Below are 15,234 nucleotides of genomic sequence, written 5' to 3'. Positions count from 1 at the left end.
ATTTTTGCGCTGATTGATTCTTCACGCCGATTCGCGCAAGCGCTATGGTGCTGATTCGCGGTCCGGGGACGAGGCCCGGGCGCACGCATCAGGGCGGTCTTGCATTCAGGCGGCGAAGAGGACCAAGACATGCCGGGGGATAACCCGCCTTGCGCGGGACAGGCCGTTTCCGGCGGCCATAACGATTCGATCACGGGCTCCGCTGCCAGAGGCGGCAGCCTTCTATGGCGCGCCGGCAGCCGTGTCGGTGTGCTGCTTGCTTCTTCCGCGCTGGTTGGTCCGCTGCTTGGCTTTACTGCACATGCCCAAACCCGCGTGGCGCAAAAGGCCGGGCTGTCGGTCAGCACGGTCGAGGTCATGCAACTCGCCATGTTCGTCGGCGTCATGGGGGCGGCATTGCTGTCGGCCATCTTTCTGATCCGCGAACGGGCGCGCACCGCGGCGGAAAATGCCGAGCTCAGGACCCGCATCGCCGACGTCAATGCCGCGCTGCAGCGCTCGGAGGCGCTGCTCCATTCTCGCGATCAGCGCGTGGTGGTATGGGCGGCCGAGAACAAGAAGCCCGAACTTGTCGGGACATTGCCGATCGAGAGCGGCGCGCCGGAGGACCGGGCGGCCTTCCTGGCTTTCGGCCGCTGGCTGATGCCGCGTTCGGCGGCCGCACTCGAACATGCCGTAGCGGCACTGCGGGACAAGGCAAAGCCGTTCGATCTGGTCATCGAATCGCAGGCCGGCCAGCCGCTCGAGGTTCACGGCCGCAAGAGTGCGGCGCATGTGCTGGTTCGCTTCGTCTCGCTTTCGGAGACACAGCGAAGCCAGGCCAGGCTGAAGATCGAGAACCAACGCTTAGCCGCCGACCATGAGACGCTGATCGGTCTTCTGGATGCGCTCAAGATGCCGTCATGGCTGCGTACTGTCGACGGGCGGCTGAAATGGGTCAACCGCGCCTATGCCGAAGCGGTCGAGGCCGAGAATGCCGAAGCGGCGGTCCGCGATGGCAAGGAATTCCTCGGCGGCCAGGCGCGCGACACGATCGCTGCGCAGCACAAGTCGCGCGCGGTCTTTGAACAGACGCTCTCCACGGTCATCGAAGGCGACCGCCGTATGTTTGCCGTGACCGATTTTGCCGGGGCGGATGGTTCGGCTGGTCTTGCCTGCGACATCAGCGCTATCGAGGCCATTCGCGCCGAATATGAGCGGACCATGCAGAGCCACGCCGACACGCTCGATCAGCTCAACACCGCCGTGGCGATTTTCGACACCGACGAGAAATTGCGGTTTTTCAATCAGGCGTTCCAGAAGCTATGGGGCCTCGACAGCGGCTTCCTGCACAGCGCGCCGGACAACGCCTTGCTGCTTGACCGCCTGCGCAGCGAAGGCAGGATCGCCGAGCAGCCCGAATGGCGGCGCTGGAAAGAGAGCCTGCTCGGCGCTTACCGCGCGGTTGAATCGCAGGAGCATTGGTGGCATCTGCCGGACGGCAAGACCATTCGCGTCGTCGCCAATCCGCAGCCCAAGGGCGGCGTCACCTGGGTGTTCGAGAACCTGACCGAGAAGATGGACCTTGAAAGCCGCTACCAGACCGCCGTCCGGGTCCAGGGCGAGACGCTCGACAACCTCGCCGAAGGCGTCGCTGTGTTCGGCCCCGACGGCAAGCTGAGATTGTCGAACCCGGCGTTCGCGGCATTGTGGGGGCTGGATGCCGATGCCTCAAAACCCAACGTCCATGTCTCGACGATCCGCAACCTTTGCGACCGCCGTGCCGTCGACAGTCCGTGGGGCGGGTTCGTTGCCGCCATCACCGGCTTCGACGACGAGCGCCGCGACCGCCACGGCCAAACCGAATTGAACAACGGCACCGTTTTGCGCTACGCCGTCATCCCTTTGCCCAACGGCCAGGTGATGATGACCTTCGTCGACGTTACCGACAGCGTCAATGTCGAGCGGGCGCTGAAGGACAAGAATGAGGCGCTGCAAAAGTCCGACCAGATCAAGAACGAATTCGTGCAGCACGTCTCCTATGAGCTGCGCTCGCCACTCACCAACATCATCGGCTTTACCGAGCTTCTTTCACTGCCGTCGACTGGTCCGCTGAACCAGAAGCAACGCGAATATATCGGGCATGTCGGCTCGTCTTCCTCGGTCCTGCTCACCATCGTCAACGACATCCTCGACCTGGCGACGGTGGATGCCGGCATCATGGAACTCGACATTTCCGAAGTTCACATCGATCGAACCATTACGGCTGCCGCCGAACTGGTCGCCGACCGGCTGGAGGAACATGCGATCAAGCTTAGGATCGACGCGGCGGCCGCGCCGAAAACCTTCCACGGCGACGAGATCCGCGTCCGCCAGATCCTCTACAATCTGCTCAGCAATGCCGCCAATTACGCGCCGGAGGCGAGCACCATAACGCTCGCCTGCCGCCAACTTGCCGACGGCGTGGAATTTTCCGTTCACGATGACGGCCCCGGCATGCCGCCGGACCTGCTTGACTCAGTGTTCCGGCGCTTCGAGCCGCGCACCAATGGCGGCCGCCGCCGTGGCGCCGGGCTCGGCCTGTCGATCGTCAAGAGCTTTGTCGAACTGCATGGCGGCAGCGTCCGCATCGAGACCGGCAGGGATAAGGGCACCACGGTTGTTTGCGCCTTTCCCGACACGCCGTCCGGCATCCGCGCGGCGGCCGAGTAGCGCGTTCGATGGCGGTATTGGTGCTGGAGCGTTTTCTCGCCGACGAGGCTGCGACGGCAAGGTTCGGCGAGGATCTCGCCATGTCGCTGCGCATTGGCGACGTGCTCGCCCTCAAGGGCGATCTCGGCGCCGGCAAATCGACCTTGGCACGGGCGCTGATCAAGGCACTGGCCGACGATGCCGGACTCGACGTGCCGAGCCCGACCTTCACGCTGGTCCAGAGCTACGACACGCGTGTGCCGGTTCATCATTTCGATCTCTACCGCTTGGGCACGGCATCCGAGCTGGACGAGCTGGGCTTCGACGAGGCGCTGACGCAAGGCGCCGCGCTGGTCGAATGGCCGGAGCGGGCAGAGGCATATCTGCCGAAAACCTCGGTGCTGGTCGAACTTCTCCAGCAGGGCGACGGCCGACTGGCGAGACTATCGGGAGAGGGCGCCGCCTTCGAGCGCGCGGCGCGATCGCTGGCAATGCGCGATTTTCTCGGGCAGGCCGGTTGGGGCGAAGCGCAGCGACGACATTTCATCGGTGATGCCTCGGCTCGCTCCTACGAGATCGTCACGCTCGCCAGATTTCCGCCGCGGGTGCTGATGAACTCGCCAAGGCTGGTGCTCGGACCGCCAGTCCGCGACGGCAAACCCTATGCCGAGATCGCTCACACCGCGCAATCCGTTTCGGCGTTCGTCGCCATCGACCGGGCCTTGCGGGCCGGCGGCGTCAGCGTCCCGGAAATCTATGCCCAGGATCTCGACCAGGGTTTTCTCCTGCTGGAGCATCTCGGTTCCCAAGGGTTTCTCGACAAGCGCGGCCAGCCGGTGGCCGAGCGCTACGCTGCGGCGGCCGAACTGCTTGCCATGATGCACGGCAAAACATGGCCGGCCCGCATGCAGGCCGGCCCCGGCGTCTTCCATGAGGTGCCGCCTTTCGACCGCGACGCCATGATGATCGAGGCCGAATTGTTGGTCGACTGGTATGTCCCGGCGATATCAGGCGCTCCGCCTAGAGAGGCGCTGCGCGCCGGTTACCGCAGCGAATGGAGTGCGGTGCTCGATCGGCTGGAGGGGCGCGAATACACGCTGATGCTGCGCGATTTCCATTCACCCAACCTGATCTGGCGCGCTGACCGTTCCGGTCACGATCGCCTCGGCGTCGTCGATGTCCAGGACGCGCTGATCGGGCCGTCCGCCTACGACGTCGCCTCGCTCGCCATGGACGCGCGCGTCACTATCTCACCCGAAATCGAAAAGCACACGCTCGCCGCCTACATCGCCGCGCGACGCGCTGCCGGTGCCTTCGATGAGAACGAATTCCGCGAAACCTATGCAATCATGGCCGCACAGCGCAATTCCAAGATCCTCGGCATCTTCGTGCGGCTCGAAAAACGCGACGGCAAGCCTTATTATCTGAAGCATCTGCCGCGCATCCGCGACTATCTTCGCCGGGCACTGGCGCATCCGGCGCTGGCCGGGCTGCAGGATTTCTACATCGCCCACGGCTTGCTGGAGGAACGCTCGATTTGACGGCTAAGGATTTGGGCCCGAAGGCGTCGGATGAGCAGCCGATGCCGACGACCGCCATGGTGCTCGCCGCCGGGCTCGGCAAGCGCATGCGGCCGATCACCGACACCATGCCGAAGCCGCTGGTCAAGGTCGCCGGCAAGACATTGCTCGACTGGGGGCTGGACTGCCTAGCCGAAGCCGGCGTCGCCAAGGCCGTCGTCAACGTCCATTACCTCCCGCAACAGATCGTGGACCATGTAGCCCGCCGCAGTGCGCCGAGAATCGTCATCTCGGATGAGAGTAGGGGCTTGCTTGACTCCGCCGGTGGTATCGTCAAGGCATTGCCCAGTTTAGGGGTGCCCTTCTACGTGCTCAACGCCGACACCTTCTGGATCGACAGCGGCGTCTCCAATCTCAGGCGTCTTGCGCTTGCATGGGAGGGCGCGACAATGGACATTCTGCTGATGCTTGCGGATCTCCAGTCGGCAACCGGACATAGCGGCGGCACCGATTTCCTGGTGGCGCCGGACGGCGCCTTGCGGCGTGCGAACAACGATCCCGCCGGCCTGATCTATGCCGGCGCCGCAATCGTCCATCCGCGCATCTTCAAGGATGCGCCGGCCGGTCCACACTCTCTCAACGCCTATTTCGATGCGGCAATCGCCGCCGGCCGCCTGTTCGGCATGAAAATGCAGGGCCACTGGATTACTGTCGGCACACCTGACGCGATCTCGCGGGCGGAAGCAGCGGTCGCCGCCGCGCTTGCCGGCACGCCCAATGCTGTTGCTGAGGCACCCGGCGCTCTTACCGAGTCGAAATGAGCGGCTCCCGCCGCGTTTTCTCGATCCCGCCCGGAGCGCCGTTCCTGCCGACGCTGGCCGAGGCGCTGCTTGCGGGGCGCTTGGTTCCCGGCTTCGCCTATGACGGCGATCCGCTGGCGCTGGCCGATCTCACCATCTATGTGCCGACGCGCCGTGCGGCGCGGGCGCTTCGCGGCGTCTTCGTCGATGCTCTCTCGCGCTCGGGAAGCCGCTCGGCGATCCTGCCGGTCATCCGTCCGCTTGGTGAGTTCGATGAAGATGAAGCCGCCTTCGAGGCAGGAGCTTCGGTCGCCATCGACCTTGCGCCGCCGATCGCCGCGGTCGAGCGTCTTCTGCTGCTTGCGCCGCTGGTGCGGGCGTGGAAACGCCGCCTGCCGGCACATGTCGCGGCATTGTTCGACGAGGAGATTGTCATACCGGCCTCCGCCGCCGACGCCATCTGGCTGGCGCGCGACCTTGCACGCCTGATGGATGAGATCGACACCGAAGGCACGGATTGGGCAAGGCTCGCCGACCTTGTAACCGGCAATCTTGCAGGCTGGTGGCAGGTGACACTCGACTTCCTGACCATCGTGACGGAGAACTGGCCGAACCTGCTCGAGGAACGCCATCGTTCCAATCCGGCCGCGCATCGTAATGCCCTGATAAGGCTGGAGGCGGCGCGGCTGAAGCGTAATCCGCCAGCCGGACCGGTGATCGCCGCCGGTTCCACCGGCTCCATTCCCGCCACGGCCGAGCTGCTTGCCGTGATCGCCGGTCTGCCCAATGGCGCCGTCGTGCTGCCCGGGCTCGACCGGGCGTTGGACGAGCCGTCCTTTGTCGCGATCACCACACCGGGCGCGCGCCCAGCCGTGCTTGGCCACCCGCAATACGGCCTGGCAAAGTTGATCGGCAAGATCGGCGTGCCGCGCGCCGATGTCGAGGAGATTGCTGTTGCGCCGCGACCGCTTGCGCTGCGCGCCGCACTTGTCGGCGAAGCGCTGCGCCCGGCGGAGACCACCGAGCTCTGGGCCGAGACGCGCGCTCGCTTTAGGGCCGGCGATATTGCCGAGGCCTTCGCCGATGTGACGCTTCTCGAAGCCGCCAGCGAACGCGACGAAGCCGTGGCGATCGCCGTCGCGCTCAAACAGGCCGTCGAATGGCCCGGCCAGCGCGCCGCACTCGTCACCGGCGACCGCGCTCTGGCGCGGCGCGTCTCAGTCGAGCTGCTGCGCTTCGGCGTTGCCGCCGACGATTCCGGCGGCACGCCGCTGATCAACACACCAGCCGCCAGCCTGCTCAGGCTGGCGCTTCAGGCAGCCTTCCGCCCGGGCGACCCCGTCGCCCTGCTGTCGCTGCTCAAGCATCCCCTGCTTGGCCTCGGCCTGGAGCGGGCAAGCGTGCGCTATGCGGCCGAAATCGTCGAACTCGTGGGGCTGCGCGGCGGCACAGGGCGTCCGGACGTGGCGTCGCTGCCGCAGCTCTTCGACACCCGGCTCCTCGAATTCGACGGCGGCGGCAATCGCCGCCCACCCTTCTGGTGGCCGCGGCTTTCGGTCAGGCGCATCGAACAGGCGCGCGACCTGCTGATCCGGCTAACGGCCGCGCTGGCGCCGCTGGTTGCTTTTCGCGGCGACGAGAATGCCGATCTTGCCACCCTTGTGCGCGCCAGCGTCGTTGCGCTCGAAAGTCTCGGCCGCGCCGCTGACGGCAGCCTGAGCGAACTCTATGCGGGCGATGCCGGCGAAAAGCTCGCCGAGCTCTTGCGCGGGCTGGTCGCGGCCTCGGTGTCGTTCTCCTTCGCCGCTGACGAATGGCCTGACGTCATGGAGGCGCTGATCGCGCCCGAGACGGTCAAGCCGGCGCAGGGCACCGACAGGAACATCGCCATCTGGGGTGTGCTGGAAGCGCGGCTTCAGGATGTCGACACGCTGGTCGTCGGCGGGCTCAACGAAGGCGTGTGGCCGCGCAAGCCGGAGAGCGACCGCTTCATGTCGCGGCTGATGAAGACCGGCATCGATCTTGAACCGCCCGAGCGGCGCATCGGCCTTGCCGCCCATGATTTCCAGATGGCCATGGGCGCCAAAAAAGTGGTGCTGGCTCGCTCCGGCCGCTCCGGCGACGGACCGTCGGTACCTTCGCGCTGGCTGCAGCGCATCCTTACATTCGTCGGCGAGGACCAAGCTGCTGCACTTCGCCGGCGCGGCGACGAACTGCTTGCCTGGGCGCGTGCGCTCGATGCCGGCGAAAAGCAGGACTTTGCGCCGAGGCCGCAGCCGAAGCCGCCGCTCGCCGCGCGGCCGCACCACTTCTCGGTCACCGAGATCGAAACGCTACGCCGCGATCCCTATGCGGTCTATGCCAGAAGGATACTCGGCCTGATGCCGCTCGATCCGGTCATTCGCGATCCGGGCGCCGCCGAGCGTGGCACGCTGTTTCACGCCATTCTGCACCTCTTCTCGGCGAGGGTGGCCGACCCGCGCGCGCCGGAGGCGCTGGACGGGCTCATCGCCGCAGGCCGCTCCTGCTTTGCCGACGCGTCCCTGCCCGCCGATGTCGAGGCGGTGTGGTGGCCGCGTTTTGAAAAGCTTGCCGCCGGCATCATCGAATGGGAGCGCGGCCGGGCCGCCGCCGTGGCACGGCGGCACGCCGAGGAACGCGCCGAAAAGACCGGTGTCGGCCTATCCGGCGTGACCCTGTCCGGCTACGCTGATCGAATCGATCTGCTGGCTGGCGGCATGGCCGACATCCTCGACTACAAGACCGGCTCCTCGCCATCCAAAGCGCAGGCGCACACGCTGCTCGCGCCGCAACTGGCGCTGGAGGGCGCGCTGCTGCGTCGCGGCGCCTTCAAGGAGCTTGGCGCCTGTGAGCCGTCGCAACTGGCTTTCGTGCGGCTGAGGCCGAATGGCGAGGTGTTCGAAGAATCGATCCTCGAATACAACCGCAAGCCGCGAACCGCCGCCGATCTCGCCGAAGAGGCCTGGGCGAGGTTGGAAAAGCTGCTGATCCACTATGCCGACCCGACGACCGGGTATTTGTCGCGGGCGTTGCCGTTCCGCGAGGGTGAGACCGACGGCGATTACGACCATCTCGCCCGCGTGCTCGAATGGTCGGCCGGCGGCGATGCCGACGACGAGGGAGGAGAGGCATGAAAAAGGCCTACCCCATTCCAAGCGACACTGCCGCCAGCCAGGCAAGCGCCTCCGACCCGCGCAATTCCGCCTGGGTGTCGGCCAATGCCGGATCGGGCAAGACCCATGTGCTCGCCCAGCGCGTCATCCGGCTTCTGCTGCGCGGCACCGATCCGTCCAAGATCCTGTGCCTGACCTATACGCGTGCCGCCGCCGCCAACATGTCCAACCGGGTGTTTTCGACCCTGTCGCAATGGACGGCCCTGGGCGATACCGAGCTCTCGACACGGATAGAGGCGCTAGACGGCCGCCAGCCCGACCGCGAAACCATGCGCCGGGCGCGGCGGTTGTTTGCCGAGGCGCTGGAAACACCGGGCGGGCTGAAGATCCAGACCATCCACGCCTTCTGCGAATCGGTGCTGCATCAGTTCCCGCTGGAAGCCAATATCCCTGCGCATTTCGAAATGCTCGATCCGCAAATGGAGGCTTCGCTGTTTGCCGCCGCCCGCCGCGACATGATTTCGGGCGGCGTTGCAGGCGATGCGGCATTGTCCGAGGCCTTCGCCACCGTGCTGGAGCGCGGCGGCGAGCATGGGCTCGACGCACTGCTGGCCGAGATCGTGCGCAAGCGCGATGGTTTGCGTGCGTTCATCGCCGCGGCCGGCGGCGATGGTTTTCAGGCGCTGTTCGACGAGTTCCATTTCCGCGCCGGCCAGACGGCCGAAGGTATAGCCGCCTCGGTCTGGCCGCTGCCCGGCTTCCTGCCGGATTATCTCGTCACCTTTTCACGGGCGGCCGAGGCCGCCGATGCGCGCATCGTGCTGAACAATCTGCTGCCATACGCCCGCCTTGCCTTTGCCGAGGAGGATCCGGTACGTCGCCTGAATTTGCTCTCCAAGGCTTTCCTGAGGGCCGACGGCGAGCCTTACGATCCGGCAAAGACATTTAAAAGGGCATTGCTTGACCGGCTGCCCGATCTTGCCGAACGTTATCTGGCGGCGGTCGACGCCATTCTCGAAATCTCCGACCGGCTGGCCTTGTTCAGGATGCTGGAAGGCACGCGTGCGGCGCTGACCATCGCCGACTGGCTGATCGCCCGTTACGAGCAATTGAAGCGCGCCCGCGGCTTCCTCGACTTTAACGACCTGATCACCCGCACGGTCAACCTTTTGGCACGGCCCGATGCCGGCCCTTGGGTGCAGTACAAGCTCGACCAGGGCATCGACCACATCCTGCTCGACGAGGCGCAGGACACCAGTCCCGACCAGTGGGAGGTGGTCAAGCGGCTGGCAGAGGAGTTCTTTGCCGGGCTCGGCGCACGCGACGCGGTCCACCGCACCATCTTTGCTGTCGGCGACGAAAAGCAGTCGATCTATTCCTTCCAGGGAGCCGCCCCGGATTCCTTTGCCGACAGCCGGCTTTTGTTTGCCGGCAAAGTTAGATCCGCCGCCGCCGCCTTCGCCGATCTCAAGCTGACCTGGTCGTTCCGCTCGACCGAAGATGTTCTTGCCGCCGTCGACCGGGTCTTTGCCGACCCGAACGTGCGGCGCGGCATCAGCCACGATCCTGATCCGCTCGACCACAAGGCGATCCGCACCGATGCGCCGGGTCATGTCGAGGTCTGGCCGTCGATCGGCGCCAACGTCGTCGACGAACCAGACGATTGGACGCAAGCGGTCGACCATGCCCACGCGCCGGCAGTCCGCGTCGCTGAAAACGTCGCCGCAACGATTGCCGGCTGGATCGGCAACGGTGAGGTCATCGAAGGCCGCGGCAAGAAACTCCGCCCCGGCGACGTGCTGGTGCTGGTGCGCAAGCGCGATCGCTTCGTCCATGCGCTGACGCGGGCGCTGAAGCGCCGCGACATTCCGGTGGCCGGCGCCGACCGGCTCAGCCTGCCCGGCCACGTCGCGGTGAAAGACCTGATCGCACTTGGCCATTTTCTCATCCAGCCCGAGGACGATCTGTCGCTGGCCGCCGTGCTGCGCAGCCCGATCTTCGATGTTTCGGAAGAGCAGCTTTTCGCGCTTGCTGCCCAGAGGCCGTCGGGCGTCTCGCTGATCGCCTCGCTGCGCCGGCATGTCGGCGAAAGCGAGGCGTTGGCCGCCGTCGTCAGCCGGCTCGACACATGGTCGAACGAGGCCGCATTCAAGCCGGTGTTCGAATTCTATGCCGCAGCTCTCGCCCGCGACGGCCTGCGCAAGAAGATGATCGCGCGGCTCGGTCCGGAGGCCGGCGATATCCTCGACGAATTCCTGAATTTCTGCCTGGCCGAGGAGCGAACCGGCCTGCCAGGGCTGGAATCCTTCCTGTCGACGCTGGAAAACGCCGGCCCCGAGATCAAGCGCGAAATGGACCAGACCCGCGACGAGGTTCGCGTCATGACCGTGCATGCCGCCAAAGGCCTGGAAGCGCCGGTGGTATTCCTTGTCGATGGCGGCTCCGCGCCGTTCAGCGACCAGCATCTGCCGAGATTGATGCCGTTCGAAGGCTCGGGCGACTGCTGGGAGGGCAAGGGCTATCTCTGGCGTTCGGCCAGCGATGTCGCCAATGGGTTTTCACGCGCCGCATCGGCCCGCGCCCGCGAGCTCGCCGACGACGAATACCGCCGGCTGCTCTATGTCGGCATGACCCGCGCCGAGGATCGGCTGATCGTCTGCGGCTACCATGGCAAGCGGGCGCCGAATACCGGCACCTGGCATTCGATCGTCAGCCGCGCACTGGTCGGTGCCGCGGAGAGCAAAGAACGCCGGCATCCCGCCACTGGCGAGACCGTGCATCGTTTCCAGGTGACGAAACTGCCGCCCATGCCACTGGCGGCAGTGAATGAGGCACGACAGGCGGAACGCTTTGCACCACTGCTTGAAACCCTGTTCCGGCCTCTGCCGCCCTTCGAGGAATTGCCGCGGCCGCTCTCGCCGTCCGGCGCCTCGGTGCTGATCGAGGAGGCGCGGCAAGCGGTGGCCGACACGCGTTCGCCGGTACTGGATGCCGACGCCGAGCCCGGCTTTGCCGTCATGCGCGGGCTGGCGCTGCACAAATTGCTGCAGATGCTGCCCGGCATCGCCGAGGGAAAACGCCGGGATGCCGCCGAACGCTATCTGGCAAGAGCCGGCGCGGAATGGCTCGACGACGAGCACGACAAGGCCTTGGCTGGCGTTTTCAGAATTCTTGCCGACAGCCGCTTCGCGCCGCTGTTTGCGCCAAACTCGCGCGCCGAAGTCGCCATCATGGGCAGCCTGGAGGTAAGGGGCAAACTGCGCTCGATTTCCGGCAAGATCGACCGGCTGGCAGTAACGCCGGACAAGGTTTCGATCGTCGACTACAAGACCAATCGGCCAGCGCCAGCTACGCTCGCCGAAGTGCCGCAAGCCTATGTTCTGCAGCTAGCACTTTATCGCGCGCTGCTTCAGCCGCTCTATCCGGGACGCGAGGTCTCGGCGGCGCTGCTGTTCACCGAGGCGCCGCGGCTGATCGAGCTGCCGGCGGCGGCCTTGGACGATGCGCTTGCTAGACTCACGGGAGCGTGACACAACACTTGCTTGAAGACGGACGCGATCACCACCACATTTGGTGCGACGAACAAATCGAAAGGATCTCAGCATGGCCACCGTCAAGGTCGACAAGAGCAATTTCCAGGCCGACGTGCTCAACGCCAAGGAGCCGGTCGTGGTCGATTTCTGGGCGGAATGGTGCGGCCCGTGCAAGATGATCGCCCCGGCGCTCGAGGACATCGCCATCGAACTCGGCAGTAAGATAAAGATCGCCAAGCTCAACATCGACGAGAATCCTGAGCTGGCCGCGCAGTTCGGCGTACGCTCGATCCCGACGCTGATGATTTTCAAGGGCGGTGAAGTCGCCGACATGAAGGTCGGTGCTGCGCCGAAAACGGCATTGTCGCACTGGATCAACGGCAGCCTCGCCTGATCCGATCAAAATTTTGCAGAAAAGCCCGGCCTCGCGCCGGGCCTTCTTTTGCTGGCGTCATTGGTGGGCCGCTCTGGCACTCGCGGCTTGCCGCCCGGTATTCTTCTCTTCTGAATTCAAAGGAGAAGCGATATGACCGGATCCGCCAAGGCCACCGTCTTCATCGACAATGAGCGCGTCATCGTCACCGAATACCGCTTCGCCCCGGGAGACAACACCGGCTGGCATCGCCATGGCCACGACTATGTGATCGTGCCGTTGACCGACGGCAAGGTGAAGCTCCTGACCAAGGATGGCGAATCCTTTGCCGAGATGAAGAAGGGCTCGCCGTATTTCCGCAACGAGGGCGTCGAACATGACGTCATCACCAATCCGCGATACGATCGCCGCCGACGAATTGTGCGCTTTTCTCAGTATATTCGAACAGTTCTATCTTCACGCCGTTGGGGTCGCGGATCCAAGCCTGGTAGGTGTCATCGCACGCGCGTTTCTTGGAAGTGACATCAACGCCCTTTGACCTCAGATGGATGATCGCGGCGTCGATGTTTTCCACTTCGAGGCAGAAGTGGTTGATCTGGTTCAAGTCGCCATAGCTGGCGCCGTCTTTCTGGAACACCTCGACATGGCTACGGCTGCCGCAATTGAGGTAGAAGCCGAAAATCTTCCCGTCGCGCAGGAAATTGAACTGGGTGTCCATGCCGAGGACGTCCCGATAGAAGCTTCGCGTCATCTCCAGGTCATTCGCGAAAATGCAAACGTGTGCGAGCTGCTTTACCTTGATCATGATTGGCTCCTCGCGGTGGTCTGACAAGTGTGGCGTCACCGTGGCCCGGCTGAAGCACGCCTCAAACCGGCGGCGTACCATTTTCGGCCAACACCGCGCCGGCCAGGTAAAGTGACCCGCCAATCAGGATGCGCGGCGGCGGTCCGTCCCATGTGTCGCGCAGCAGCATCAGCGCATTGGCGACGGAACTGACCGGTTCGGCCGACAGGCCGGCCTCGATGGCGCGGGTCGCCAGCTCGTCGTTCGGCACGCCCGCGTCGCTCAGGCTCACCGGCACGGTGTAGACATGCCGGACCAGCCCTTTGAAGGCGCGGAAATAGCCGCTCTGGTCCTTGGTGTTGATCATGCCCGAGATCAGGAACAGCGGACGCGGGTTCTTTTCCTCCTGCTCGGCCAGCGCCTCGGCGACGACCACGCCAGCGCCGGGATTGTGGCCGCCGTCGAGCCAGATGTCGGCGCCCTTCGGCGCCAGTTCACTCAGCCGGCCTTGTGGCAGCTTTTGCATGCGGCCCGGCCAGGCGACATTCGCCATCGCCTTCTCGGCAGCGCGGTGGCTGATCTCGAAGCCCGCTGCCTTGACCGCCGCGATCGCCGCCGCCGCATTGGCGAATTGATGGCGCCCCGGCAGGCGCGGCGGCGGCAGGTCCATCAATCCGTCTTCGTCCTGATAGACCATGCGGCCGTTTTCCTCATAGGCAAGGAAATCCTGGCCATAGACGAAGGCGGGGCAGTCGAGCCGCTCGGCGGTTTCGATGAGCACCTGCTGGGCCGTCTCGCTTTCCTGCGCGCCGATGACGACCGGGCATCCGCGCTTGATGATGCCGGCCTTTTCGGCGGCGATCAGCTCGACGCGGTCGCCGAGATAGGCTTCATGGTCGAGCGACACCGGCATGATCACCGACACGGCCGGCTCGGCGATGACATTGGTGGCGTCGAAGCGGCCGCCAAGGCCAACCTCGAGGATGACGGCATCGGCCGGATGTTCGGAAAACAGCAGGAAGGTGACGGCGGTGAGGATTTCGAAGACGGTGATCTTCTGGCCTTGATTGGCTTTGGCGACGCGGGCGATGGCTTCGGCGAAGACCTTGTCGTCCACCAGCCTGCCGCCGCCATCCGCGGCCAGCCGGTAGCGCTCGTGCCAGTTCACCAGATGTGGCGAGGTGTGGACGTGGACGCGGTAGCCGGCGGCTTCGAGCAGCGCCCGTGAAAAAGCAGCGCAGGAGCCCTTGCCGTTGGTGCCGGCGATGTGGATGACCGGCGGCAGCTGGTCCTGCGGATTGCCGAGCCGCTCGAGCAGCCGCGAAATGCGGTCGAGCGAAAGGTCGAAGCCCTTCGGATGAAGCGCCATCAGGCTTTCGATTTCGCGGTCGGCGGCAAGCGTGGTCATGGCGAATCCTAGGCGCGCCACGGACGGCGCGCAATCGCGGTTCGTGGCGAATGCGTCAGGCGTGCGGCCGGGCTTCGACCGGGATCACCGACGGCGGCAGGATTTCCGGCTCCTGCGGTTTTTGCTCTTCCGGCAGCTTGAGCAGCATTCTCAGCAGCCGCGCAACCGTCTGGCGCATCTCCAGCCGCGACACCACCATGTCGACCATGCCGTGTTCCATCAGATATTCGGCGCGCTGGAAGCCGTCGGGCAGCTTTTCCCGGATGGTCTGCTCGATGACGCGCGGGCCGGCAAAGCCGATCAGGGCGCCGGGCTCGGCAATATGCACGTCGCCCAGCATGGCATAGGAGGCGGTGACGCCGCCGGTCGTCGGGTTGGTCAGGACGACGATATAGGGAAGGCCAGCCTCCTTCAGCCTGTCGACGCCAATCGTGGTCCGCGGCAGCTGCATGAGCGACAGGATGCCTTCCTGCATGCGGGCGCCGCCGGAGGCCGCAAACAGGATCAGCGGCCGCTTGCGCTGCAAGGCGACCTCGAAACCATGCACGATGGCGTCGCCGGCCGCCATGCCGAGCGAGCCGCCCATGAAGGCAAAATCCTGCACCGTCACCACCACCGGCAGGCCCTCGACCGTGCCCAGCGCATTGATGATGGCATCTTCCATGCCGGTCTTGGCCTTGGCATCCTTCAGCCGGTCAATGTAGCGCTTTTCGTCGCGGAACTTGAGTGGATCCTGAACGACCTTGGGGTTTTCCAGCGTCTCGTATTTGCCGTCGTCGAGGAAGAATTTCAGCCGTTCCTTTGCCGATATCTTCATATGATGGCCGGAGGACGGAATGACGAACTGGTTCTGCTCCAGATCCTTATGGAACACCATTTCACCGGTCTCGGGATCCTTGATCCACAGGTTTTCCGGCATGTCGGTGCGGCGGCCGAGCATCGAATTGATCTTCGGACGGACGTAATTGGTGATCCAGTTCATCGCTTCGGCTCCTGTCCCTTAAGAAGACGT

9 protein-coding genes and 1 pseudogene are annotated in these 15,234 nt (G+C 64.9%); 7 read left to right on the top strand and 3 right to left on the bottom strand.

All coding sequences use genetic code 11. The annotated features are described in order from the left end of the window. Positions 1 to 129 precede the first annotated feature (129 nt). From NKI52_RS04925 to NKI52_RS04895, 7 genes and pseudogenes are all read left to right on the top strand, one after another. On the top strand, positions 130 to 2,691 hold the full coding sequence (locus NKI52_RS04925; protein WP_023677553.1) for a sensor histidine kinase: 2,562 nt from the start codon (positions 130 to 132) through the stop codon (positions 2,689 to 2,691). Between the two features lie 8 nt (positions 2,692 to 2,699). Further along, positions 2,700 to 4,211, top strand: a complete 1,512-nt coding sequence (tsaE, locus tag NKI52_RS04920) for a tRNA (adenosine(37)-N6)-threonylcarbamoyltransferase complex ATPase subunit type 1 TsaE (protein ID WP_023677554.1) — start codon at positions 2,700 to 2,702, stop codon at positions 4,209 to 4,211. A gap of 41 nt (positions 4,212 to 4,252) precedes the next feature. Then, positions 4,253 to 5,011: a nucleotidyltransferase family protein gene (locus NKI52_RS04915; RefSeq protein WP_352568482.1), complete on the top strand. Its 759-nt coding sequence runs from the start codon at positions 4,253 to 4,255 to the stop codon at positions 5,009 to 5,011. Next, positions 5,008 to 8,145: a double-strand break repair protein AddB gene (addB, locus tag NKI52_RS04910; protein WP_352697221.1), complete on the top strand. Its 3,138-nt coding sequence runs from the start codon at positions 5,008 to 5,010 to the stop codon at positions 8,143 to 8,145. The genes NKI52_RS04915 and addB overlap by 4 nt, the downstream gene beginning before the upstream one ends. After that, the gene (gene addA, locus NKI52_RS04905) at positions 8,142 to 11,654 is read left to right on the top strand and encodes a double-strand break repair helicase AddA (RefSeq protein ID WP_352697219.1); all 3,513 of its coding nucleotides are present in this window, start codon (positions 8,142 to 8,144) and stop codon (positions 11,652 to 11,654) included. Before addB ends, addA begins: the two co-directional genes overlap by 4 nt. A 73-nt stretch (positions 11,655 to 11,727) precedes the next feature. Next, a complete protein-coding gene (trxA, locus tag NKI52_RS04900) occupies positions 11,728 to 12,051 on the top strand; it encodes a thioredoxin (protein WP_023677558.1) in 324 nt (107 codons plus the stop codon). 132 nt (positions 12,052 to 12,183) lie between these two features. After that, positions 12,184 to 12,420 (top strand): annotated as a pseudogene (locus tag NKI52_RS04895) (cupin domain-containing protein); the annotation flags it as partial. Here the strand turns inward: NKI52_RS04895 and NKI52_RS04890 are convergent. The 3 genes from NKI52_RS04890 to accD all read right to left on the bottom strand — a co-directional run bounded on the left by NKI52_RS04890 (position 12,416) and on the right by accD (position 15,204). Then, positions 12,416 to 12,835, bottom strand: coding sequence for a VOC family protein (locus NKI52_RS04890; protein ID WP_352568479.1), 420 nt, complete (start codon positions 12,833 to 12,835; stop codon positions 12,416 to 12,418). The pseudogene NKI52_RS04895 and the gene NKI52_RS04890 sit on opposite strands and share 5 nt — an antisense overlap. A gap of 61 nt (positions 12,836 to 12,896) precedes the next feature. Then, positions 12,897 to 14,222, bottom strand: coding sequence for a bifunctional folylpolyglutamate synthase/dihydrofolate synthase (locus tag NKI52_RS04885; protein ID WP_352472565.1), 1,326 nt, complete (start codon positions 14,220 to 14,222; stop codon positions 12,897 to 12,899). A 55-nt stretch (positions 14,223 to 14,277) separates the two neighbouring features. Next, positions 14,278 to 15,204: an acetyl-CoA carboxylase, carboxyltransferase subunit beta gene (accD, locus tag NKI52_RS04880; protein ID WP_352634867.1), complete on the bottom strand. Its 927-nt coding sequence runs from the start codon at positions 15,202 to 15,204 to the stop codon at positions 14,278 to 14,280. Positions 15,205 to 15,234 lie beyond the last annotated feature (30 nt).

Source organism: Mesorhizobium sp. M0590 (assembly GCF_040320905.1).
Classification (GTDB): Bacteria; Pseudomonadota; Alphaproteobacteria; order Rhizobiales; family Rhizobiaceae; genus Mesorhizobium.
Note: the sequence above shows the minus strand (reverse complement) of the source record. Positions and strands in the feature narration are given on the sequence as shown.